This window comes from Prosthecobacter sp. (genome assembly GCF_046154365.1).
Taxonomy (GTDB): domain Bacteria; phylum Verrucomicrobiota; class Verrucomicrobiia; order Verrucomicrobiales; family Verrucomicrobiaceae; genus Prosthecobacter.
On record NZ_JBJXFV010000183.1, the window covers coordinates 20,070 to 44,230 of the forward strand.

General features: G+C 60.5%; 21 protein-coding genes. 13 read left to right on the forward strand and 8 right to left on the reverse strand.

Going from position 1 to position 24,161, the window contains the following annotated elements; all coding sequences use genetic code 11:
• Window positions 1-19 precede the first annotated feature (19 nt).
• The 6 genes from ACKVY0_RS23700 to ACKVY0_RS23725 all read right to left on the reverse strand — a co-directional run bounded on the left by ACKVY0_RS23700 (window position 20) and on the right by ACKVY0_RS23725 (window position 5,664).
• The gene (locus ACKVY0_RS23700) at window positions 20-1,273 is read right to left on the reverse strand and encodes a glycosyltransferase (RefSeq protein ID WP_409217336.1); all 1,254 of its coding nucleotides are present in this window, start codon (window positions 1,271-1,273) and stop codon (window positions 20-22) included.
• Window positions 1,266-2,555 carry an MFS transporter gene (locus tag ACKVY0_RS23705; protein WP_409217337.1) on the reverse strand — a complete coding sequence of 430 codons (1,290 nt, stop codon included), beginning with the start codon at window positions 2,553-2,555 and terminating at the stop codon, window positions 1,266-1,268. The genes ACKVY0_RS23700 and ACKVY0_RS23705 overlap by 8 nt, the downstream gene beginning before the upstream one ends.
• Window positions 2,552-3,214: a hypothetical protein gene (locus ACKVY0_RS23710; protein ID WP_409217338.1), complete on the reverse strand. Its 663-nt coding sequence runs from the start codon at window positions 3,212-3,214 to the stop codon at window positions 2,552-2,554. The genes ACKVY0_RS23705 and ACKVY0_RS23710 overlap by 4 nt, the downstream gene beginning before the upstream one ends.
• Window positions 3,215-3,528: 314 nt before the next feature.
• Window positions 3,529-4,164: a phosphatase PAP2-related protein gene (locus tag ACKVY0_RS23715; protein ID WP_409217339.1), complete on the reverse strand. Its 636-nt coding sequence runs from the start codon at window positions 4,162-4,164 to the stop codon at window positions 3,529-3,531.
• 51 nt (window positions 4,165-4,215) lie between these two features.
• Window positions 4,216-5,457: a lysophospholipid acyltransferase family protein gene (locus tag ACKVY0_RS23720; protein WP_409217340.1), complete on the reverse strand. Its 1,242-nt coding sequence runs from the start codon at window positions 5,455-5,457 to the stop codon at window positions 4,216-4,218.
• A 66-nt stretch (window positions 5,458-5,523) separates the two neighbouring features.
• Window positions 5,524-5,664, reverse strand: coding sequence for a LysR family transcriptional regulator (locus tag ACKVY0_RS23725; protein WP_409217341.1), 141 nt, complete (start codon window positions 5,662-5,664; stop codon window positions 5,524-5,526).
• A gap of 260 nt (window positions 5,665-5,924) precedes the next feature.
• On the opposite strand from ACKVY0_RS23725, the gene ACKVY0_RS23730 reads away from it, so the two are divergent.
• A complete protein-coding gene (locus ACKVY0_RS23730) occupies window positions 5,925-7,358 on the forward strand; it encodes a glycosyltransferase (RefSeq protein ID WP_409217342.1) in 1,434 nt (477 codons plus the stop codon).
• 11 nt (window positions 7,359-7,369) lie between these two features.
• The gene (locus tag ACKVY0_RS23735) at window positions 7,370-8,185 is read left to right on the forward strand and encodes an FkbM family methyltransferase (RefSeq protein ID WP_409217343.1); all 816 of its coding nucleotides are present in this window, start codon (window positions 7,370-7,372) and stop codon (window positions 8,183-8,185) included.
• 14 nt (window positions 8,186-8,199) lie between these two features.
• On the opposite strand, the gene ACKVY0_RS23740 is transcribed toward ACKVY0_RS23735, so the two are convergent.
• A complete protein-coding gene (locus ACKVY0_RS23740) occupies window positions 8,200-8,826 on the reverse strand; it encodes a methyltransferase domain-containing protein (RefSeq protein WP_409217344.1) in 627 nt (208 codons plus the stop codon).
• A gap of 284 nt (window positions 8,827-9,110) precedes the next feature.
• Between ACKVY0_RS23740 and ACKVY0_RS23745 the strand changes: the two genes are divergently transcribed.
• The 11 genes from ACKVY0_RS23745 (at window position 9,111) to ACKVY0_RS23795 (ending at window position 23,234) form a co-directional block, all read left to right on the forward strand.
• Window positions 9,111-11,207, forward strand: coding sequence for a tetratricopeptide repeat protein (locus ACKVY0_RS23745; RefSeq protein ID WP_409217345.1), 2,097 nt, complete (start codon window positions 9,111-9,113; stop codon window positions 11,205-11,207).
• Window positions 11,208-11,295: 88 nt separating this feature from the next.
• Window positions 11,296-12,729 carry a DUF1501 domain-containing protein gene (locus ACKVY0_RS23750; protein WP_409217346.1) on the forward strand — a complete coding sequence of 478 codons (1,434 nt, stop codon included), beginning with the start codon at window positions 11,296-11,298 and terminating at the stop codon, window positions 12,727-12,729.
• Window positions 12,730-12,746: 17 nt separating this feature from the next.
• Complete coding sequence (locus ACKVY0_RS23755; RefSeq protein WP_409217347.1) at window positions 12,747-15,080, forward strand: PQQ-binding-like beta-propeller repeat protein; 2,334 nt, start codon at window positions 12,747-12,749, stop codon at window positions 15,078-15,080.
• Between the two features lie 332 nt (window positions 15,081-15,412).
• Window positions 15,413-16,114: a pirin family protein gene (locus tag ACKVY0_RS23760; RefSeq protein WP_409217348.1), complete on the forward strand. Its 702-nt coding sequence runs from the start codon at window positions 15,413-15,415 to the stop codon at window positions 16,112-16,114.
• 88 nt (window positions 16,115-16,202) lie between these two features.
• Window positions 16,203-16,583: a hypothetical protein gene (locus ACKVY0_RS23765; RefSeq protein WP_409217349.1), complete on the forward strand. Its 381-nt coding sequence runs from the start codon at window positions 16,203-16,205 to the stop codon at window positions 16,581-16,583.
• A gap of 41 nt (window positions 16,584-16,624) precedes the next feature.
• On the forward strand, window positions 16,625-17,701 hold the full coding sequence (locus ACKVY0_RS23770; protein WP_409217350.1) for an alkene reductase: 1,077 nt from the start codon (window positions 16,625-16,627) through the stop codon (window positions 17,699-17,701).
• Window positions 17,698-17,937, forward strand: coding sequence for a hypothetical protein (locus ACKVY0_RS23775; RefSeq protein ID WP_409217351.1), 240 nt, complete (start codon window positions 17,698-17,700; stop codon window positions 17,935-17,937). Before ACKVY0_RS23770 ends, ACKVY0_RS23775 begins: the two co-directional genes overlap by 4 nt.
• Before the next feature lie 198 nt (window positions 17,938-18,135).
• The gene (locus tag ACKVY0_RS23780) at window positions 18,136-19,011 is read left to right on the forward strand and encodes a DMT family transporter (protein ID WP_409217352.1); all 876 of its coding nucleotides are present in this window, start codon (window positions 18,136-18,138) and stop codon (window positions 19,009-19,011) included.
• A 132-nt stretch (window positions 19,012-19,143) separates the two neighbouring features.
• Complete coding sequence (locus tag ACKVY0_RS23785) at window positions 19,144-20,718, forward strand: serine/threonine-protein kinase (RefSeq protein ID WP_409217353.1); 1,575 nt, start codon at window positions 19,144-19,146, stop codon at window positions 20,716-20,718.
• Window positions 20,719-20,832: 114 nt separating this feature from the next.
• Window positions 20,833-22,347 carry a glycosyltransferase family 4 protein gene (locus tag ACKVY0_RS23790; protein WP_409217354.1) on the forward strand — a complete coding sequence of 505 codons (1,515 nt, stop codon included), beginning with the start codon at window positions 20,833-20,835 and terminating at the stop codon, window positions 22,345-22,347.
• Window positions 22,344-23,234 (forward strand): polysaccharide pyruvyl transferase family protein, encoded by an 891-nt coding sequence (locus ACKVY0_RS23795; RefSeq protein ID WP_409217355.1) that lies wholly within the window; start codon window positions 22,344-22,346, stop codon window positions 23,232-23,234. The genes ACKVY0_RS23790 and ACKVY0_RS23795 overlap by 4 nt, the downstream gene beginning before the upstream one ends.
• A gap of 111 nt (window positions 23,235-23,345) precedes the next feature.
• Here the strand turns inward: ACKVY0_RS23795 and ACKVY0_RS23800 are convergent, their stop codons facing one another.
• Complete coding sequence (locus tag ACKVY0_RS23800) at window positions 23,346-24,146, reverse strand: hypothetical protein (protein WP_409217356.1); 801 nt, start codon at window positions 24,144-24,146, stop codon at window positions 23,346-23,348.
• Window positions 24,147-24,161 lie beyond the last annotated feature (15 nt).

Genomic DNA, 24,161 nt, shown 5'->3' on the forward strand with positions numbered 1-24,161 from the left:
TTACACCGGCAACCCTATTTCAAATCAAGCCATCTTTTGCGGCCCGCTCCTCGATCCAGCGCATCAAAACGTTCACATCCGGCTGCTCAGCAAATTCGCCTTGGCAAAACGCGGCCGAATCATGAAACCCGCGTTCGTTAAGCAGACGGCTCAGCGCGGCGGTGACGCGTTCCGGCGTGAACTGCCGCACGCTGAGGCCGATCCCAGCACCGAGGCGTTCCAAACGATCCGCGTTGTCCGGCTGGTCGTGCGCCATCGCCATGATGAGCTGTGGCACACCCGCCGCGAAACCTTGCGACATCGTGCCAATGCCGCCGTGATGCACAAACGCGGTGGCGTGCTGCAACAGCGTGCTGAACGGGGCAAAATCGACGGTCAGGATGTTTGCGGGCAGGTTTGCCGGAACTTGCTTCGGCTCACGCGTGACGAAAACGGCCCGACAGCCGATTTGTTCGACTGCTTTGGCCGCGACGGCAAAGAAACGCGAGGCCTGAACATTCGCGCTGCCCGGTGTGAAGACGACCACGCGCTCAGCAGCGGCCAGAAACGCCTGCAACTCGGGTTTGAGTGCCTGCTCCTTTGCCAAATCTTCCAAGGGAAACGTCCATTGCAGCAAGTTCACCGGCCAGTCGGGCTGTGGTTTGGCAAACCACTCGGGAAACAGCACGAGCACGCCATCCGGCGAGTCCCACCAGTCGCGCCACAAGCTGCGCGGCGGTTTCACACCATTCGCCATGCAGATGCGGCGCACTTTCGGCAGCGCGAAGAAATCGACCGGATTTGGCAGCGCGAACAGCAGGCGTTTGAACCACACCGGCATGCGCCGCAGCCAGCGCAGCGCCGGATGCAGCAGCGGCGTCTCATGCACGCTCATGAAAACGGCAGGCTGCAAATGCACGGTGATCAGCGGGATGCCGTGCTTCTCACGCGCCAGCCGTGCGGCAAACGCCGTCATCGGTGCCAGCATCAAATCAACGTGGCCGCAGCTTTCGATGGCGGTGAGATACGGCTCCACCGACTTGGCGGCGAAATCAAACACGAGCTTCGTGCCGGTGCCGGCCTGCCAGATGCGCGGATCATGAATCATCGCCTCAAAGTCTTCCGCTTTGCCGAGCGCGATGAATTCCAGTCCTGCATTCCGCACATTTTCTTCAAACAGGCACGCCGTGATCAGCCTCACGCGATGCCCACGCGCCTTGAGCTGCCGCCCCAGCCAGATGAAGGGAAACACATCGCCGGCGCTGCCGAAGGGAAGGAGGAGAATCTCAGCCATGATTGCCGTTCAGCCTGCCATGCGACCAGCGTTTGAGCAACGCGGGCAATGCGGTCGGGCGTGACATTGTCACATAGACGCCGCCGATGACCGCGCAGGCTCCACAGAACCAGAAGATGTCACCCGGCGTCCAGCCGAGGCGGATGTTCAGCTCCTTTTGCAGCAACGCCGCCGCGCTGATGCCCACCCACGACAACCATGAAGCCGCGCCCTGCACCGAGCCTTTGCGATCCGCCGGTGGCCGATGCTGCAGCACGGCGGCCAGTGGCACGATGAACATGCCGCCGCCAATGCCCAGCAGCGTGAGGCAAACGGTGAAAATTGACTTGGAAATGTCATCGATGCCAAGAGCGAAGCCCATCGCCGCCATGAGGAAGGCTCCCAGCGGGATGAGGCCATACTCGACATGATCGCCGCTCAGTTTTCCCGCCAGCAGGCTGCCTGCGGCCATGCCGACAGCCAGCGCGACCTGCAAGGCGCTGTTTTCCATCGGCTTGATGTGCATGACCTGCTCTGCATACAAAACGAGGTTCATCTGCAACAGCACGGCGATGAAAAAGAAGCCCGTGTTGCCGAGATTCGCCCGCCACAGGTCGCGATCCGTGCGCATCCAGCGGAATTCACGCCACAGATCGCCGAGGAAGTTGAGGCGCAGCGGTTTGTCAGGACTCGCGGCAGGAACACGCGTGATGCCCAGGCTCATCAGCCAGCCGATCATCGCCAGACCAAGCAGGATGCCACCTGACCACGCCGGTTTGCCCGCAAAGCTCTCCGCCAGCCATGCGGCGGCCAGTGTGCCGAAGATCGCAGCGAGGAAGGTGAGCATTTCGATCACACCATTCGCCCACGAGAGTTTTTTCGGCGGTACCACTTCAGGCAGCGAGCCATACTTCGACGCGGCAAAGAACGCGCTGTGAACGCCCATGAGACAGATGCTGGCGAGTTGCAGGCCCATTTTGCCAGAAGCGAGCGCATAGGTGGCGAAGACCATGATGCCGATCTCCATCGTCTTCACACCGATCATCACATGCCGCTTGCTGAAACGATCCGCCATCCAGCCGCCGAACATCGAGAGCAGCAGGAAAGGAATGGCAAAATACATGCCCGAGTCGGACACCAGACTGTCGAGCTGCTCCTTCGGCATCTTTTGCGCGATCACCAGGTAGATGACCAGCCACTTGAGCACGTTGTCAGAGAACGCTCCTTGAAACTGCGTGCCCATCAGGCACCAGAAGCCGCGCCGCCAGTTGTTTTCGGTGATCGTGGAAGGGGAGGAGTTCATGCGTGTTTGGCGGCAGCTTGTTCGGGCGTGGGGCAGATTTTCTTCAAAACAAAGTGCGTGGGCAGAAACACGAGGATGATCAACAGCACAATCCATGTCACGAGATAAAGTTCCGCGCTCATCCAGGTCTGCGGCTGCGCATCGTCCATGCCGAAGACGTAGTCCACGTTGCGTGGCAGATTCGGATCGGCCAGCACGGCGCCCGCTTTGGGCAGCAGGAAGAAGGCGATCAGGCACAAGCAGATGGTGGTGAGCGTCCAGCCTTTCAGCGCACGCTTGTCATAACCGAGCTTGAACACGAGATACACCAGCAGAAACGGCAGCCAGCCGTGGAACAGGGACAAACCGCGTAGGAACAGCGGTTTCGTTTCATCAAACATGTAGGCCGTCATGCCGGTCATTTTGAAGCCGCAGAGCTGAACCAAGAAATCCACGCACCACAACGCCTGCGGGATCAAAATGCCCACCGTTGGCAGTGAGATGAGCAACGGACTCTCGATCCACACCCCGACCAGAGTGAGCAGCAGCGCGATGTCGCAGAAGTAGAGGAAGTTCGTCGGGCCGTAGTGATACCAGTAAACGGGAATCAAAACCGCCATGAAGGCTGTGTAGAGGATCTTGAGCCACAGCGGGATCGCGGGAGAGGTGCTTGTTTTCATGCGAGGGGAGTCTTCAGCGGGGCGGGGCGGCGGACAAATCGACCGTCTTTGAGTTTGTATTGAGGGAATGAATACTGCTTTTCGTGATGCAAGCCAGCAACGGTGACATGGGCGTGAATGGGTGGCCCCTCACCCGGCCTTTCGCTACGCGGCTTCGCAGCCCCGAAGTGAATCATGGAGCAACAAAGTCTTGGGCGGGGAGAGGAGATTCGTGCTGGACGGCTCGAAAGCGATCTCCCTCTCCCCGTCGAAGACGTTCTTTTCACACATCATTTGCTTCGGGGAGAGGGTTGGGGTGAGGGGAATTCCACAGTTCAACGCAGCCACACATCAATCGCAGGCGAAATGCTGCCCGCGATGTGATAGGCGAAGAAGGCTACCGCAGCTCCGGCAATCACGTCCAGTGTGTAATGAGCCCGCAGCACCAAAACCGTCGCCATTTCACCCACCGCAATTACAGCAACGCCGATACCGAGCCACACGGGGCCGATATGGGCCAGTTCTAGTGCGCCGAGCACTGCCAGGGCCGTGTGGCCCGAGAAAAAGAAGTCATTCCCCACCTCATAGGTCACCAACAGCGACGGACAGCCCGGATGCCGCCAGATCATGCCCGGAGGCGGCGGCAGCGTACAAATGGCCTGTGAAAGCTGCCGCAGCCCGAACAAAATCAGCAGCGCAATGAACGGCGCGAAGCTGCCGCCAAACACCGCCAGCGCGATGACGGACAGCGCCAGCACGTCGATGAAGAACGAACTCACGATGAGCAACCGGTTCGCCGCGCTATCATTGCGGCTGAACCAGCCATGCCAGCGGGCGGTGAGATCGTGAACGAGGTCGCCCAGGCCGTGACGCGGCGCCGTTTTGCGGGCGATGAGGATTTGCGTCCAATGCCAGGCGCCAAGCGCCAGCACGACGATACCGAGGCGGATGAGAATGGTGGTGAGGTTCATGATTTACGATGGGTGAGGGGTTGAACCACAGAGGCACGATGGACACAGAGGTCAGACTCTGTGGTCATCTTGTCTCTGTGGTTGAGTGGATCGGCGATAGTCGAGAGAGACGGCCATGAGCGATTCGAGCCGCTGGCGGATTGCGAGCGTGACGGGATCAGCAGGCACGCCGCGTGGTCGTTCGGGCGAAACTTCGATGGCTTCACCGATCATCACGACGGCCCGCATCGGCGGATGCGGGCGCGCAACGTCCGTGAGGTCTTCTTCAAAGCGCTCCACGGTTTCCAGCAGCCGCTCCGGTGCTTCCGAGGTGTCCAGATAGCTGCCGGGATAGCAGTGCAGTTGCTGCACGAGGTAGAGATCGGCCAGTTGCCGCCAGCGAGCGGTCTTGTCGGCTTCGGAGAGTTTTTCATCGAGCAGATCGGGCACGATGGCGGTGCGCAGGGCCTTGATGCGCTCCATGGTGTCCTTGTCGCGTCTTGGAGCTTTGAGCCAGCGTGCTTCCAAGGGTGAAAGCAGATGGTCGATCAGTGTTCCAACGCGCTCTGCGAGTGATCCAGCGCGGCTGGCACCGAGATACTCGATCTCTTTGAGCGAGAGCAGCGCTTCACCGAGCTTCGCAATGCGTTCCCGCATGGAAAGATGCATCTGCGGCTGCCAGGTGAGTTTGGTTTCGATGTCCTTGAGCACCGGGCGCAGCGTCGCTTCGAGACCGCCCTCGAAAAAATAGCGCAGGAAGGTCGGATGGATCACCACCTTGCGTTTCGGGTCGATTTTCGCCGCCATCTTGGCTCCCAGCCGCGCCATGAAGGCCACCCCGTCCATGAGGTTCGCCAGATGATCGTTGCTGCGCGTGATGAAGCCCTCCGGGAACACGATCAGCGGACGCCGTGCCTCGCCGAGTATCTGCGTCGCATGATTCAGCGACTCACGATCCATCCCTTCGCGATGCATGCTGAAGCCGCCCATGCGCGGCAGCAGGAAGGACTGCATGCGGCTCTGATGAAAAATATGCCAGCTCGCCATCGTGCTGAAATCACAGCGCACATGCGGCCGCAAACTGCGCCCGATCACCATCGGATCACAAGGCCGGCAATGATTCGCCGCCAGCAGCACCCCATGACCCGCGTTCAACGAGTCCCGCAGATGCTCCGCGCCAATGCACTCACAGGACTGGATGCCATAGACCTTCCGCAGATGCCCCGGCAACCAGAGATTGACCAGCACGCTCCAAAAGCGGCTGTTGCGGGAAGGAATGAAACGATAGGGCTTGTCGATGATGAGCTGTTGCATGCCGCAACCCTGCTCAAACCGCTGCCGTTCCTCGAATTGATAAAAGCCGAGGTTGTATTGAGAGCGTCAATGCGGCCCCTGCGCGATCTGACGGCCCAGCGCCAGCTGCGTGACGTGCAGCCGCTTCGCCGCACCCGAAATGCTCAAATCTTCGGCGGCGGCGATGAAGTAACGGAGCTGGTGAAATTCCACAACGGACCAGACCATAGACCGATGGCGTGGGCAAATCTGACCGCAGGCCGGATGTGTTCGGCGGGATGGTTTCTCAATCGCAACACGGCGTTCGTCGCCGAACCGTCCGGCTCTGGAGAAGTGCGGAGGCCTGTGAACTAGCGAACGCGTCGAGACGGGCGGGCTGTCGCCACGCCCGTCCTACGTTCATACAAACCGGCACGGCGGGTGAAAATTCGGCTGTTCCAGACGGGAGCGTCTTGTATGCTCGGCCATGAACACCCGATGGCCATGCCATGCCTGATTTTCCATCTCACGACCTTCCCCCGTTGGTGGGTGATCAATTGAAGTCCTTGGCGGATTTCTACAATGATCCTGGCTTGAAGCCGGGTTGGGCGGCGGCGGCGTATCACGCGATGCTGGCGCATTATTACCAACTACAGATTCCGCCGGAAGCGAGCGTGCTGGAGATCGGCTGCGGCAATGGGCGGCTGCTCAGCCGCTTGCAGGCGCGAAGGCGTGTGGGAGTGGATTTGTCCGAGCGGCTGATCCAGCAGGCGTGTGAGCGCATGCCTGATGGCACGTTTCATGTGCAGGCTGGCGAGACGCTGGCGCTCGATGAGACGTTCGACATCATCATTCTTTCGGAGACGATCAATTTCGCCGCTGATGTGCAGTTGATCTTCGAACGGCTGCATCGTGTGAGCCATGCACGGACTCGGCTCATCGTGAATTTTTTCAACACCCTGTGGCAGCCGCTTTCCTTCCTTGCAGCACTGACCGGCATGCGTACGCGCCAGCCGGAGACCAACTGGCTCTCGCACGACGATGTGCGCAACCTGCTGCACATCTCCGGCTGGGAGACCGTCAGCACCACCGGGCGGATTCTGCTGCCCTTCCAGGTGCCTGGCCTGGATTTTCTGTTCAACCGCTGCCTGGCACCGCTGCTGCCGCCCGTGTGTCTTGCCATCTTTTGCACGGCAAGACCGCTGCCGCCGTCTGCGGCGAAAGCCATGACGGTGTCAGTCATTATCCCAGCGCGCAACGAGGCTGGTAATATTGAGGCGGCGGTGCGCCGGACTCCCGAAATGGGTGGCGGGACCGAATTGATTTTTGTAGAAGGCCATTCCAGTGACAACACCTGGGATGAGATTCAGCGGATGGCACAGGCATTCCCGGAAAAGCGCATCACCTGCCTGCAGCAATCTGGCAAAGGCAAAGGTGATGCCGTGCGCACAGGATTTGCAGCGGCCACGGGAGACATCCTCATGATATTGGACGCAGACCTGACCGTGCAGCCCGAGGAGTTGCCCAAATTCCACGCCGCCATCGCCACGGGCCGCACTGAGTTCGCGAACGGCGTGCGGCTGGTCTATCCGATGCAGCAGGAGGCGATGCGCTTCCTCAATCTGTGTGCGAACAAAACATTTGGCCTGATTTTCACCTGGCTGCTGGGGCAGCCGGTCAAGGACACGCTGTGTGGCACGAAAGTGATGCTGCGTCGCGACTACGAGCGGCTAGCGGCAGGCAGGGCGTATTTCGGCGAGTTCGATCCCTTCGGTGATTTTGATCTTCTGTTTGGTGCCGCACGACTGGGGCTGCGCATCACCGACATCCCGATCCGCTACTGCGACCGCACCTATGGCACGACGAACATCCATCGCTGGCGTCACGGCTGGCTGCTGCTGCGCATGGTGTGGTTCGCCGCGAGAAAACTAAAGTTTGTGTAAAATCGACTCACATGCTTTCCACCGAATCCAAAATCAAGGCCGCACGCCTGCTTTACCGGCTGCTGAAGATCGCGGGTTCCAAGGACGAGCAGGTTGTGACGCGCTCGGGCGTGCGCTTTCATCTGGATCTACGCGAAGGCATCGATCTGGCGATTTTTCTGTTCGGCAGCTTTCAAGATCACGTTGCCGCTGTGTCGCCTGGAGTGGAGGACGCGGTGATCTTGGATGTCGGGGCGAACATCGGAGCGATCACGCTGGCTTTGGCGAAGAGGAATCCGCTTGCGCGCATTCACAGCTTCGAGCCAACGCATTTCGCGCTGACGAAGCTTCGGCGCAATCTGGCGCTGAACCCCGCGCTCGCACCACGAGTGACGGTGAACGCATCCTTCGTTGGCCGCGTCTCGGGTGCCGTGACGCCTGCGGCGGCCTATGCGAGCTGGCGCGTGGACGGTCCGCCTGGAGCAGAGGCGCATGGAACGCATTGCGGACACCTGATGGAAGCCGCAACGAACATGACGACTCTCGACGACTATGTGGCCTCACACGGCATCCCGAATGTGCATCTGCTGAAGATCGACACCGACGGCCATGAGCTGGAGGTGCTGGCGGGAGCGCAAAGGCTCATCGCCACCAGCCGTCCGCGCATCGTGATGGAAATGTGTCCGTATCTTCTCGAAGAGCGAAAACTCACCCTCAAGGACTACGAAAATGTGCTTGGCCCAGGCTACCGCCTGAGTGAACTTCGCACCGGCAGGTTGTTGAATGAGGCGGCCTTCGCACGAGCGCCGAAGCGCGGCGGGATTGACGTGCTGGTCGAGGCAAGTTGAAGTTGGTGCAGACCTCAACCCTCGTTTTTCTCCAGCACGACGAGCAGGCGCACGGCGAACAATGATGGCAGGCACGAAAGGACCGCGTCGATCCGGCGCAGGCAAGGATGCAGCGCCGCCGGGCAAAGCTGCGGCTTTGAAAAACCACCCGATGCCAAATACGCCAGCGAGGCCAGCGGTAGCGTCTTGATGACACGCCATCCCACCAAATGCTCACTTCCCTCCCCCTGTATGAAGATGCGGTGGGCGCGTGACTGGGCAGCGAAGTAAGGCGGATCGTCCGCTTGGAAATCTGGCGGGGCGAACCAGTGGACCGGCTGTTGAAAGGCCACGGGTTCATGGTGTCCGAGCGAGTAAACCAGCCGTCCCAGCAGGCCCATCGCAGGTTCAAACACGATCAGGCGGCCCTTGGGGAGAAGAACCCGGCGGAATTCTTCGAGCGCCGTGCCTGGAAACTCGAGATGGTGCCATACATCAAAGAGAATCAGATTCGCCACGCTGTGATCGGCAAAGCTGAGCCGGCAGGCGTTCTCCTGGCGGTCGAGCCACGGATTGGGGAAGATGTCGGTCGTGATGCATGCGGGGATCACCTGCTTGATGTTTCCCATGCCGGAGCCGATCTCGACTGTCAGGCCGTTCATGCCTTGGCGGAGCCAGGAAGCGATGAGCCGGTGGAAGTCCAGATACACCTGGCGCAGCAGCGGCTTTCGGTGCCAGGCCTCCCGGTTTTGATGAATCTCAAGGTTGTGCTGCTCTTTCACACGCGGACGGCTTCATTTTCAGGGAGGACGCGGCAAACAAATTGCGGCGGTGTGATGCATTGTATAATGGCGGTTCTTGGTTTGTCCATTCACGGAGCATCGCGTTTGACCACGGCGGTGTGAATGTCCAGGCATCCAGAATCCATCTTTGCGCATTCTCTGACATGGCCCTTCGCGACACCCAACCTGCCAGAACCGTCCCGGTCTTCAACCGCCAGCGACTGTTGGTGATGATGGTCTGCATGATGCTGATTTTGATGGTGTTCGTGGTGTACTGGCAGACGCGTGAGTTTGCCTTCGTGAACTTCGACGACGGTTTTTTTGTGTACAAGAACCAACATGTGCTGCGCGGTCTGACCTGGGAGAACGTGCGCTGGTCTCTGACGGCGGGAGTCGGTAAAGATGCGGCGGATTTGGGGGACGCCGACTACTGGCGACCGGTGAGCCTGATGTCGCACATGCTGGACGTGAGCCTCTTCGGCCTGCGTGCTGGTGCTCACCACCTGATGAGCGTGCTGCTGCATGCACTGACGTCAGTGGCTTTATTTATGGTGTTACGCTCGCTGACATCGGCGCTGTGGCGTTCGGCATTTGTGGCGGCACTGTTCGCCGTGCATCCGCTGCATGTCGAATCCGTCGCCTGGGTGGCGGAGCGCAAGGATGTGCTCAGCGGCTTGTTTTTTGTGCTCACGCTTGGCGCTTACCTGCGTTTTGCGCGGCATTCGTTTCGCTGGAGCAACTACATCCTCATGTTGCTGATGGCAGCGCTGGCGATGATGAGCAAGCCGATGCTCGTGACGACGCCATGTGTGCTGCTGCTGGTGGACTTGTGGCCGCTGAACCGGCTTGGCAACGTGCCTTTGAAACAACTGCTGATGGAGAAAATCCCGATCTTCGTCATGGCGGCGATCACCGCAAGCCTCACTCTCAGCGGCGGCGGTGCTGCCAATGACGCCTTGTGGGGCACACTGTCGTGGCACTACCGCGTGGGCAATGCGCTGCTGTCGTACGGCATCTACATCTGGCAAACCGTGTGGCCGGCGGAGCTAACCTGTTTTTATCCTTTCCCAGGAATTTATCTTCCACTTGGCCAGACCTGGCTCGCCATCGCGGTGCTTGTGGTCATCACCGCTCTGGTAGGGTGGCAGCACGCACGTCGTTTTCTGGTCGTCGGCTGGCTGTGGTATCTCGGCATGCTGGTGCCAGTGGTGGGTTTGTTCAGGCAGGCAGGTGATCAAGCGCATGCGGACCGTTACACTTACCTCTCCATGATCGGACTGAGCCTGATGGTGACCTGGTCGGCAGCTGAGTGGGCAGGAAAAGTACGAGCGCGTCGTCTTGCGCTTGGAAGCATGGCAGCGGTTGCGCTGCTCGTGCTGTCGATAACCGCGCACTCCCAGGTCGCGCATTGGCGGAACACGCTGGCACTCTGGACGCATGCGGTCGAGTGCAACCCAGAGGACTGCGCCGCTTATGCGAGTCTTGGCACCGCCTTGATCGAGGCTGGGCGGCAGTCTGAAGCGGTGGAAAGCTACAGACACGCCCTCGTGCTCAGCCCTTATCATGTCCAGGCCCGCATGAATCTAGGCATCACCCTGCTCCGCATGGGCAGGATCGATGAAGCTGAGCTCCAGCTACGCCGAACCGTATTGGATGATCCGCAGTCAACTGATGCGCACAGCACCCTCGGCTTTATCTTTCTGCACAAAGGCGAGCAACCAAAAGCGATCCGTCATTTCATGGCGGCAGCGGACATTCGTCCAGACGTCGCCGCTTGGTGCAATCTCGGCAACGCCCAGATGCAGGCCGGGCAGGTGCCCGCGGCCATCGACAGCTTCCTGCGTGCCCTCAAGGTCAATCCAGCGCATGCCGACTCGCATTTCAGTCTGGGCGTGGCTCATGCCAGCCAGGGAAAGCAGAAAGCAGCGAAAGAGCATTATCAACAGGCCCTCGCAGCCGATCCAAATCATCTGCCTGCGCTCAACAACCTCGCCTGGCTACTCGCCACCAGCAAAGATGACTCTTTGCGCTCTGGCACCCAAGCAGTGGAGCTGATGGAGCATGCGCTGCAACTACCCGGCGGCAGCAGGCTGCATCTTCTGCATACACTTGCCGCCGCCTACGCGGAGGTCGGGCAGTATCCCAAGGCCGCAGCAGCCGCCCAGCAGGCCCTCAGCCTCGCTGCCAGCTTTCCAGGGTTGGCACACCAGCTTCAAATGGAGCGTGGTGCTTATCTCGCCGGCACACCGTGGCGAGAATGAGAATGAGGATAAAGCTGAACAAAACAAAAACGTGAGCTTCTGGGAAGGTCGCCGCCTTAGGAGCGTAATTGGCAGGCCTCCGCACACCATGCCCACTCCCTTATTCCGTCCCGCCATGGACCGCCGCGCCTTTCTCACGGCCTCGACGCTGGGACTGGCGTCGCTGCGCTTCGGGCCTGCGCTGAATGCCTCGACCGGCCCCGCCGTGGCAGCGCCCACGCTCGCGAAACCGGCAAAATCGACGGTGCTGTTCTTCCTCTGCGGCGGTGCCTCGCACATCGACATGTGGGACATGAAGCCGGAAGCGCCGCTGGAGTATCGCGGTGAGTTCAAACCGATCCGCACCACGGGCGATGACATCCGCTTGTGCGAGCATCTGCCGCTGCTAGCCAAGCAGGCGCACAACTTCGCCCTCGTGCATGGCATCACCGACAGCGGTCTCGCCACGGGCGATCATCACGCCGGTTACTATTACAATCTCACCGGCCATGCGCCCGATCCCACCTTCAAGCAGCAGGGCAATGACCGCCGCCCGTATCCTGAAGACTGGCCGTACATGGGCAGCGTCGTCGGCATGAAGCGCCCGCAGCATCCCACGCTGCCGCAGATCATCTCGCTGCCGCACAAGCCCAGCAAGCTGCCCTACACACGCCCCGGCCAGTTCGCGGGCCGCATCGGCATGGAGTACGATCCGTTTTATCTCAACGGCAGCTTCGATGAGCCGCTGAAGTTCAGCGCGCCGACGATCTCCATGTCCGGCAGCATGACCGCCGCACGCATGCAGGACCGCCATTCGCTGCTCAATGCGATGAATCAAGCGCGGCGCGAGCTGGATCATGAAGTCGCGATACAAGACTATGTGAAGCAGCAGGAGCGTGCGTTTGAGCTGCTTTCATCCAGCAGCACCACGAGCGCCTTCGACATCAAAGCCGAGCCGGACAAGCTACGCGAGCGCTACGGCAACACCATCAACGGCACCAGCCTGCTCATGGCGCGTCGTCTGGTCGAGGCAGGCGTGCCGTTCGTCACCGTGTTCTGGAAAGAGGACGAAAGCCTGCATGCGAAGTGCAAGAGCGCCGGTGGCTGGGACACGCACGGCAACAACTTCAACTGCCTGCGCGATGACCTGCTGCCACAGTTTGATCAGGCCTTCTCCGCCTTCATGGAGGACCTGTCGAATCGCGGACTGCTCGATGAAACACTCGTGATGGTCACCAGCGAGATGGGCCGCATGCCCAAGGTCGGCGATCGTCGTTCCGGCGGCCCCCTCGGTGCCGGTCGCGATCACTGGACTTCCTGCATGAGCGTGCTCATGGCCGGCGCCGGCATTCGTGGCGGTCAAGTCGTCGGCGAAACCGATGCGCGTGCCGAACTGCCCAAAGATCGCCCCATTCGGCCCGAGGACATCACCAAGACCGTTTATTATGCGATGGGCATCAGTGATCTCGAAGCCAAGGACAAGCTCGGCCGTCCCTACAACCTGCTCGATGATGGCAAGCCGCTGACGGAGTTGTTTGGTTGATCATCTTCCACCATCTTATGCATCGACCGATCCTTGCCGTCCTGTCTCTCGCCGTCACAATTCACGCCGAGGACTGGCCGCAGTTCCGGGGTAGCAATGGAACAGGAGTTTCCTCCTCGAAAAATCTGCCGCAAGAGTTCTCCGCCGACAAAAACATCGCGTGGAAGGCGAAGATCGGCGACGGCATCGGCTCGCCCATCGTGAAGAACGGTCGCGTGTTAACGACGGCGATGCTGGGGGAACAAAAGCTCGGCGTGTTCAGCTTCGATACCGCGAGCGGCAAGCAGCTCTGGCGCAGCGACTTCGACACCGGCACGCTGCCGCGCATCACGCCGCCGAACAGTCATGCGTCATCGACTCCCGCGACGGATGGTGAGCGTGTGTATGTCTATTTCAGCACCATCGGCCTGCTGGCCTTCGATTTCGCCACGGGGAAGGAAGTCTGGCGTCACACGATGACCCGGCCCGCTTACTTGATGGACTGGGGCGCGGCTTCCTCGCCCATCGTGCATGATGGCATGGTCATTTTCTGCCAGGACGACGATCTCGCACCCTTCGTCGTCGCCGTGGATGCGAAGACGGGCAAAGAGAAGTGGAAAACGCTGCGCAAAGAAATGCTCGCCGGTTATGCGCTGCCGGTGTTGTGCGAGGCCAATGGCCGCACCGATCTCGTCATCGCCGGCAGCGGCAAATTGAAAGGCTACGATCCCGCCACCGGCAAGGAACTCTGGACCTGCAACACACTGCTGCGCACCATCATGACCTCCCCCGTCGTGCATGACGGCGTCATCTACATCGCGGTGCAGAGTTATGGCGATGCCACGCGCACTTTGAAACATGCGCTGCTGGAGTGGCTGGACACGAATCAGGACAAAATCCTCTCCCGCGATGAGACACCGAAGGAATTTCACGAGCGCTTCGATGCCTCCGACAAAAACAAAGACAAAGTCATCGGCCCCGAGGAGATCGACACCGCCTTCCAATCGCCCAACAACATGGCTGCGGGCGGCAACATCATCCAAGCCATCCAAGGTGGCGGCAGCGGCGATGTGACGAAGACGCACGTCCTCTGGAACCTCGATCCCAAGACGCCGTCGAACCTTTCTTCGCCGCTCTTTTATAACAACCGCCTCTACCTCGTGAAAAGCGGCGGCATGTCGAGCTGCTACGACGCAAAAGACGGCAAAACGCTCTGGGATCGCAGCCGTCTCGGCAATTTCGGCGATTACTTCGCCTCGCCCATCGCCGCAGGCGGCAAAGTGTACATCGCGGCCAAGAACGGCTTCATCGTCGAGTTGGAGGACGCCCCGGAGCTGAAAGTCCTCGGCAAACACGACATGGGCGAGGAAATCATCGCCACCCCAGCCATCGCCGATGGCCGTCTGTTCGTTCGCACCCGCGAAAGCCTCCTGTGCGTGTCCGCCAGTGCCGCGCCGCCAGCCTTGGTGGCAGTCGAAAAAGCGGCTTCGATGCCGAACATGATCGAACTCACCTCACAGCCCGTCAGCGGCTCACGCGTGTGGAATGGCTACACCGGCAATGCGATGGGCCAGGAGGCGTGGAGCGATGCGGAACTCGAAACACGACTCGCACAACTCAAGAAGCTCAACTACACCGCCATCGCGATTCCAAAGACAGTGAAGCCCTTCACGCCGATCCGCGTTGATGGCGACACTCCAGGCCGCAAAGCCTTCCGTGGTGCGACCACCTTCGAAAATCCCGATGTGGCGGCCATCACGGCCCGGCTGCGCGAAAAAGCCACCAAGCTCGGCTTCGAGATCGTCACAGCTGAGCCGGTGGAAGCCTCGGTGCTGCCGAAAAACGAGTTCAGCGATGAAAAATCCCTCAGCGACCTCGTCACACCGATGTGCGGCGAAGGTGTGGCCGAGCGCCTCTGGCTGGGCTTCCAGGCCATCGACAAAGCCTCGCAACTGATCGCGCAACACGATCCCAAGCTCGGCGTGCCCGCGCCGGACATGCTGCTGCGTCATTTGAACTCGAAGGCAGCTCTGCCCGCCTGGCTCACCGAGGTCAAAACGCTCTACACCACCGCGATGAATGAGATGTATCGCGCCAACACCCGCGCCCGCGAAGGTTCACGCAGCTTCACGCTCTACAATGCCAAGCGGCTCGAGTTCACCTTCCACTTCATCAGTGGCATCGAGTCCCTCTACAAGTCCCACGATCCCGCCACTCGCGCCGAATCGCTCGAAGCCGCCATGGAGTCGATCTACAACGCGCTGAACTCCTATTCCGACGTCGCCCGCGACTCCACCGATCGCGGCGCCATCGCCTTGCTCAATGAGCACGGCTATCGCGCCCTGCGGAAGGTCATCAAGGGCGAGAAGTGAAATTCACACGACAACCACGGCCCAACGGGCCGCAGGAGCCAGCCCAGGGCGCAAGCCCTGGGTTCGCATCGTGAAACCATGTGCATGAAGAGTGGGCTCTGAAGGAGCGCGGGAACACTTTCGCATGCGCACGACTCCTGCGCCCATTTAGGGCGCGACCTTGGGAAATTGCGGTGCTTGGTCCGAAACCCAGGACTGGCGTCCTGGGCTAAATCCTGCGGGCCGTTGGCCCGCGTTCGATACCATACGCCGCCTTGATTACCCGCCGGCATGAAGTTGTGAAGCAGTAAGCACTGGAGAGATGACGGCGGCTGCGCGAATGCAACGCTGTTATGAAACTCAAACTTCGCCAATCCAACGAACGCGGCCACGCCGACCACGGCTGGCTCGACAGCTATCACACCTTCAGTTTCGCCGACTACCACGATCCGGCGCACATGGGCTTCCGCAGCCTGCGTGTGATCAATCAGGATGTCATCGCCGGCGGAGCTGGTTTTCCCACCCATCCGCATCGCGACATGGAAATCTTCAGCTACATCCTCTACGGCGCACTGGCGCACAAGGACAGCATGGGCACCGCCCGCACCCTGCTACCGGGCCAGATCCAGCTCATGAGCGCTGGCAGTGGTGTGACGCACAGCGAGTTCAATCCGTCGAAGACCGAGCCCGGCAGCCTCCTGCAAATCTGGATTCGTCCGCGTCAGAGCGGCCTGAAGCCCAGTTACACCGAATGGCATCCGCAGCCCGAGCATGAGACCGCCGCCAAAGTGCTCGTCATCTCCGCCGATGGCCGTGAAGGCTCCGCCACCATCCATCAGGATGCTGACATCTACCGCGTTCGTCTTGCCACTGGCAAATCGACCACGCACGAAGTCCGCGTTGGTCGTGGTGCCTGGCTCCAGCTCATCAAAGGCAGCGTCACTGTCAACAGCACCACGCTGAATCCCGGCGATGCCGCCAGCACCGATGATACAGGCACTTTGACTATCACCGCCATCGAGGACGCCGAAGCGCTGCTTTTTGATCTCGTCTGATTCTCCCCAACCATCGTAAACCACCGTCAACAACTGCAAACCATCCATTCTCCGTAGCAGAACTGCGAAGGATGAACTGCAAACTCCCATGAAACACATCCCCACCATCGCCCGCCTCCTCCTTGGCCTCATCTTCGTCGTCTTCAGCCTGAATTTCTGGCTGCACTTCATTCCCATTCCACTGCCTAAAGAGGAAACACCTGCGGCGAACTTCATGTTCGCGATCTATGTCAGCGGCTATCTCACCGTGGTGAAGGTGTTGGAACTCACCGGCGGCCTGCTGCTGCTCAGTGGCCGCTTCGTGAACCTCGGCCTCACCTTGGTCGGTCCGGTCGTCGTCAACATTGCGTTGTATCACTTCCTTCTCGTCAAAGGCGGCTATGAAATGCCCGTGCTGCTCGGCGTGTTGTCCCTCGTGGCGCTCGCAGGCCGCAAGGACTTCACCAGCGCCCTGTTCGCTGCGAAGTGAAACACCTTCGTCATTCGTTCATTCGTCATTCCCTTCTCACCATGTCCCACGCCTTACTTCTCTCTCCCCTCAAAGCCGGTGCTCTCACTCTGCCCAACCGCATCCTCATGGCTCCGCTCACACGCTGCCGTGCCGATGCCGACCACAATCCCACACCGCTCATGGCCGAGTATTATGCTCAGCGAGCCAGTGCCGGACTCATCATCGCCGAAGCCACGATGGTGATGGAGGGCAATTCGTCCTTCTGGCTGGAGCCAGGCATCTACTCCGAGGCTCAAGTCCAAGGCTGGAAAGCCGTGACTGACGCGGTTCATGCCAAAGGCGGCCAGATCGTGCTGCAACTCTGGCATGGCGGCCGCGCCTGTCATCCGCTGCTCAATGGCGGAGCACAACCTGTGGCCCCAAGTGCCATTCCGATCATCGGTGATGAAGTTCACACGCCCGAAGGCAAGAAACCCTACGTCACGCCGCGAGAACTTCGCGACGACGAGATCCCTGGCATCGTTGCTGGTTTCACAAAGGCCGCCGAGAACGCCAAAGCCGCCGGATTCGATGGCGTCGAAGTCCACGGTGCCAATGGCTACCTCCTTGATGAATTCCTGCGCGACGGTGCCAATAAGCGCACTGGCCCCTACGGCGGCTCCATCGAAAATCGCGCTCGTCTCATGCTCGAAGTGCTCGACGCTGTCATCAGCGTCTGGGGTGCGGATCGCGTCGGCCTGCGCATCTCGCCACTGAACAGCTACAACAGCATGATCGACAGCGATCCCGTCGCCATCACCACCTACATCGCCGAGCAAGCCAGCGCTCGTGGTCTTGCTTACCTCCATGTGATGCGCAGTGACTTCTTCCAAGCGCAACAGGGCGATGTCATGACGCCCGCGCGTGCCGCTTTCAAAGGGGTACTCGTCGGCAACATGGGCTACACCGCCGACGAAGCCGAGCAGGCCATCAGCGCCGGTCAGCTCGACGCTGTCGCCTTCGGCACCAGCTTCCTCGCCAATCCCGATCTGCCAGCTCGCATCGCCGCCAAGGCGGAACTCAATGCGCCGAACGCTGCGCGATTCTACTCGCCTGGACCTGCGGGCTACACCGACTATCCCACGATGGCCGCATGAAAACGATCTCCGCCGCCGAACTGAAGACGCTGCAAGCAAGTGTCACGCAGCCCTTGAGCTTCCCCGCCGTCATCGCTGCGGCGGATGCGGATCATCTCACCGGTCAGGCGCAGTTTGAACTCGACCGCACGCAGTTCGGCAGGCTGTTTGCGTTTCTCGGCAAGCATGTCGTGAATGATCACATTCATCTGCATGTGAAATTGCATGCGCACAGTAGCCATCATCGCTCCGCGTGATGAGCACAGCGCCTACGCCAGCATGACGAACGCGAAATGGACATTCCACCCTCTTTGCCTTCAACACACGCCATGCTCGTCACGCGGAGCGATGACGGCTACTTTCCCAAGCCCTTTGCACACTTCGGTGGCAAGGCTGCTCAGTAGATTCGTCACTCTGATGCGCTACATGCCAACCACACCATCCATCATTCCAGCATGAGCACCACGCCGCGTGCCTCACGCTGGACCGCAGTCACCCCATGGTTGTTTGTGCTGCTGTGGAGCAGTGGGTTCATCGGGTCGAAGCTGGGGGTGCCGTATGCGGAGCCGTTCACATTTTTGACGCTGCGGTACTGCATCGTGCTGGCGATCCTGGTGCCGATTGCGCTCGTGTCACGGGCACCGTGGCCGCAGGGGAAGGGACAGATGGCGCATGTGGCGTTCGCGGGGCTGCTGATTCATGCGCTGTATCTGAGCGGCTGTGTGTGGTCGCTGCGGCTGGGACTGCCGGCGGGGATTGTGAGCCTGATCGTGTCGCTGCAACCGCTGTTCACGGCGGCGTTTGCCGGTGTGACACTCGGTGAGCGGGTGCTGCCGCGTCAGTGGACAGGTTTGGCGCTGGGGTTTGTCGGCACGGCGATGGTGGTGGCGCACAAGACGGGCAGCGGGCTGACTTTTCTGATGACGGTGCCAGCAATTCTGTCGCTGATCGGCATCACGGCGGGGACGCTGTGGCAGAAGCGGCATTGCCCGCGTTTTGACCTGCGCACGAGCACGGTGGTGCAGTATGCGGCGAGTCTGCTCATCACAGCGCTGCTCGCTTTCACCACGGAGACGATGCGCATCGAGTGGAGCGGGCAGTTTGTGTTTGCGCTGCTGTGGGTGGCGCTGGTGCTGTCCATCGGGGCGATCAGTCTGCTCAATCATCTGATCCGCAGCGGCACGGCAGTGAATGTGGCGAGCCTGTTTTACACCGTGCCCGCCGTGACGGCGCTGATGGCCTGGAGCATCTTTGGCGAGACGCTGACGGGCTTGTCGCTCATCGGCATGGTGGTGGCGGTGGCCGGTGTGTGGATGGCAAGAGGGAGGTGATGTTCACGCTAATGCCAGCGCATCAGTCGGATTGTGCCGCTCAAGTGCTTTCAAACCCAATCTAGCGATTAGTTTGCGGCAAACCGCTCGGATAGCTTGCCAACACTGGCGCTGCCATCTTAAATCAACCGCATGCAGCCGGTGAAAGATCAAGGCGGTGATGCCATCAAGTTCGAGCCCTTCACTCCCCCTTCGACGGCGGAGCTCGACGCGCTGATTCCCGGCTACACGTTTCTCGAGTTCATCGACTGCGGCGGCATGGGCGCGGTGTACAAGGCGCTGCAGAAAAGCCTGAACCGCACGGTGGCGGTGAAGCTGCTGCCGCAGGTGCATCGCAACAAAGAAAGCTTTGCCGAACGTTTCAAACGCGAGGCGCATGCGCTGGCCCAGTTGAACCATCCGCATATCATTGCCGTGCATGATTTCGGCGAGACGCAGGAAGGCCAGATGTACTATGCCATGGAGTTCGTTGCCGGCATGGACCTGCAGCAGCTCTTGAAGCGTGCGCCGCCTGGACCGAAGCAGATTTTCAAGATCGTCACCCAGGTGTGTGAGGCGCTGCAGTTTGCGCACGAGCGCGGCATTGTGCATCGCGACATCAAGCCAGCGAACATCCTCATCGACGAACGTGGCAATGTGAAGGTGGCAGACTTCGGGCTGGTGAAGATCGTCGGTCCTGAAGCTGATGGTTACACCGCCACCGGCGCGACGCTGGGCACGCCTGACTATATCGCGCCCGAGGCGCTGGATCAAAGCAGCAAGATCGACCATCGCGCCGACATCTACTCGCTGGGCGTGATGATTTATGAGCTGCTCACCGGCCATGTGCCCAAGGGCGCATGGGAGCCGCCCTCGACCTGTTCCGGCTCGGACAAGCGCATGGATGCCGTCGTCAACCGGGCCATGCAGAATGATCCCGACAAACGCTACCAGCAGGTCAGCGAGATGACGCAGGTGCTCGAAAAGCTGCTGGTGAACAGTGACAACTGGAAGAACTACCGCCGGCCCGAGAAGAGTAACATCAGCGTTGCCGGAGACCCTGTCGGCCCGATTTCCACCGGCGCTGTCACGGTGAAGCTCAAGCATGGCAAACTGCCGGCCAAGCACACGCCGATCTGGGCAACTGCAACAGTGCTGCTGCTGGGAGTTGGTTTTTCCGCCGCTTGGCAGGCAGGCTGGCTGTCGAAGCCGGAGGTCATGGCTTCGGTTTCAGTACCACCACCGCCGCAGCCTGCTCCCGCCGCGTCAGAGCAGTTGAATCTCGCCCGCTGGGTGATGGAGCATGGCGGAGTGGTGAATGTACTGACTCCCACCGGCACGGAAAAACAGCAGGGCGGCTATGCCGACATACACTTCGCTCACGAACTGCCCGCCGGACCCATCACCGTCTGGCGTGTCTCGTTTTTGGAAGCCCCCATCACCGACTTGGGTGCCTTTGAAGAACTCGTTGCGCTGATCCGGGCGGCCGGCACGGTTTCAAATCTGAATCTGCATGGCTTGGCAGTGCCCACGGACGCACTCAAGCATCTGGCAGACATCCCGACGCTTACCAGCCTTGATCTGATGTCCAGCCCTGCGGTCACTCTGGAGGCGGTCCCTCTCCTCGCCGCCTGCACGCAGCTAAAACTGCTGCGCGTGGGGGATGCCGCCGTCATTGAGCAACTCCGCCCGCTGCTGCCGGAGTGTGGCATTCATGATGATGAATAATGCTGGCGGCTTTTCAGGCCGCCTGCGGTGGTTTCTAGTGATTATTTTGCGGCACATCGCTCGCTTGCCTTGCCAAGCATGACGCCACCGCCTTAAATCACATCACACCTCATCATGAACAAACGCTCCAACACCAGCAAAACCGCCCAACGTCAGAGCAAGCAACCCAAAGCCCGCAAGCAGCCCGCCTTGAACAAAGCGCCAGCCAAGCAGAAGCCCGCAGCCGCCAGGAAAAAAGTTCTAGTGAAACGCCGTGCTGCTGCCAGCAAGAAGGTTGCGGTGCCACAGCAGGTGGCTCGGTTGAAACAGCAGCCCGCCTCGAAAAAAACCGCCACCACCCGTCCGACCGGCGCGCTTTCGACGCCGGTGATGGCCAGCGGTGAACCTGCCATCGGCACCACGGTTCGAACAGAATCTCCCAAAAAAGGCTGGTTCCGGCGGTTCTTCGGCGTCACCCGCAGCAAGCCGCGCCTGCTGTGGATCGGCGACGCTCTCGTGCCCACCGGCTTCGCCACCGTCACGCATGCCGTGTTGAATCATCTGCAGCATGACTGGGAGATCGTCGTCTCCGGCATCAACTACGACGGCTCTACGCATGAGCTGCCCTATCGCGTCATGCCCGCCTGGCAGGGCGGCGACATGTGGGGCATGAACCGCTTCGCGCACCTCTGCGCCGAGTTCGATCCCGCCGCCGTCATCATCAACAACGACTGGTGGAATGTCGCTGAGTTTGCCAAAATCGCCCCCAAAGGTGTTCCCATCATCGGCTACATGCCCGTCGATGGCGGCAATCTCGATCCGGCGGCCATGCGCGAACTGAACAAGATTCACGCGGCTGTTTGGTACACGAATTTCGGCCATCGTGAGGCCGTGCAGGCCGGATTCAACGGCAAACGCCATGTCGTTCCGCATGGCATCGACACCGGCGTGTTCCAGCCGCTGAACCGCAGCGAAGCGCGGCGGCAGCTTGATCTGAACGTGCCAAAAAACGCCTTCATCGTCGGCAATCTCAATCGCAACCAGCCGCGCAAGCGTCTCGACCTAACGATTCAGATTTTTGCCGACTGGATTAAGCAGCATCGCGTCACCAACGCCTTCCTGCTGCTCCATTGCGCGCAAAAAGACACCGGCTGGGATCTGCGCCGCGTCGCCGCCTTCCACGGCGTCGCTGACCGCCTGCTGCTCACCGGCAGTGATGACATCCGCAGTCTGCAAAGCCCGCAGCACCTCCGGCTCATCTACAACAGCCTCGACGTGCAGATGACCACCACGCTCGGCGAAGGCTGGGGCCTAACCACGATGGAAGGCATGGCCTGCGGCATCCCGCAACTCGTGCCAGACTCCTCGGCACTCGCCGAATGGGCCGTGCCGGCCGTGAAAATCCCGTGCTCACGCCTGCTGATGAATCCCGAGATCAACACCACCGGTGCCTTGGTCGATCACGCGCCGTTCGTGGCCGCGTTGCAGTCGCTTTACGCCGACAAAGCCCTGCGTGCGAAGCTCTCCGCGCAGAGCCTCGCGCATGTGCGCCGTCGTGACTTCGACTGGCACAACATCGCGGCACAGTTCCTCGCCATCCTTGCCCCGGCTATGCGCAAAAAATCCGCCAAACGGCCAGTGCACGCATGAAAATCGCCTGCGTCGGCGCTTCCGGTTATGGCAACGTCGGCGACGACACCTATCCGCTCGTCTTCGCGCAGCAGTTGCCGGAGCACGAGCTGGTGTTTTACAACTCCGACCTGCCCGACCGCCTGCCCGATGATCTCGGCCTGCTGGTCATCGGCGGCGGCGGGGTGTTGCACAATGTCGGTGCCGAGCCGGAGGACGCTGAGTCGCCGCACTTCCGCTGCATGAAGTTTTACCTGGATGCCGCCATCGCACGCGACATTCCGTGGGGCTTCATCTCCTGCGGCTTTCAATTTGAGGGACAGCGTGATGCCGCGTACGCCACCGCGCTCAAGCCGTGGGTGCCTTATTTGCAGCAGGCGCATTTCATCACGCTGCGCTCGTCGTCATGCGTACGCATCGCCCGTGAGATCAGCGGCAGAGATGATGCCATGTGCTTTCCCGATGCCGCTTATCTTTACCAACCGGTGCTGGCGGCACCAACGGCGGCGGCCCATGCCGTCACGCTCGTTCCCGCCGGCTTCGTCAATCCGCGCAACACGCTGATCAACCACCACCTGCGCCAGCTTGCGTCCTCCGGCCTGTCCGTCACCTGGCTGAGCATGGGAGCACCGGTTGATGACGCTCCGCTGCTGGAGCATGCGCTGCGCTGCTTTCCTGATTCACACATCATCGCCAATCCCGGCCCGCAGGCGGCGTTTGACTGCATCGCCCACTCGCGTTTCGTCATCACCGGCCGTTATCACGGCATGATCTTCGCCCGGACGAACCGCGTGCCGTTCATCACGCCCGTCGATGTGCCGTACAAGCTGCGTGTGGAGGAACTGACCGCAGACATCGCCACCGCCGCCGGTCATTTCGACGTTTTGCGGCGGTTCACCGGCGCGTGATGCCGTTACGTCCTCCTGGGTGGCCCGCAGCAGTGTTTTGGCATGAATGCGTGACGTCATTCCTGACTGAGCACTAAGCACTGAGCACTGAGCACTTCTGGCAAACTCCGCTCACCAGCGCCGCAGAAACGCCTCCAACTCCACTGCATCCACCTGCGGAAACTCACGGCCCAGCGTGTTCTCACGGTCCATGCCAAAGGCGTAGCCCGTGCGCTGTTTCACATCGACGTAATCCACCGGGTAAAACACCGCCACCGGCTTGTGTTCAAACCACGCCGCCTGCTGGAGGCTAGACCAGCTTCCCACATAGGCGCGGCACGTCTTGATGAGGTTCAGCGCCGCCGGTGTGGAGAGATTCTCCAACACCGTCACATTGCCGCCCTCAAAGCAGCGCGCATCCTCGGCAGCGTGGATGAGTTTCCCACTGCCACCGGAACGTGGATAGCTGCGTGTCACGATGAAAGTCCGCCACGGCAGCGTGCGCAGCATGCCCACGATCGTTTCGATCAACGCCGGCGACAGCGAGCGCTGCGGAACACCCGCAAACGGCTGGAACACGATGTGCCCGTTCGAATCCACGTCATCCGGCGCATCAAACACCGGCACATGTCCGTCCGCGTTGCCACGAATGATGCCTGCGTAGTCCACGCCCGCAAATTCGCACAACGCCCGGCTGATGTCCGCGCCACGCAGCCCGGCGTCGAGATACTCCTGATACTTATGCCCCAGGTCGTAGAGGATGAAGTTTTTCGCGTTGCGATGATGACGGAAAATCTCCAGCGCAAACGGATTGTGCGACGCCACGAGCACCGGCAGCGGCTGCGTGGTCTCGCTGAGGATCCGATAGGCGGCGTTTAGGTAGCAGACTCGGATCACATCCCCAAGTCCGGCGGAATAAAGAGCGGATGACATTGGTGAATCAAAGGT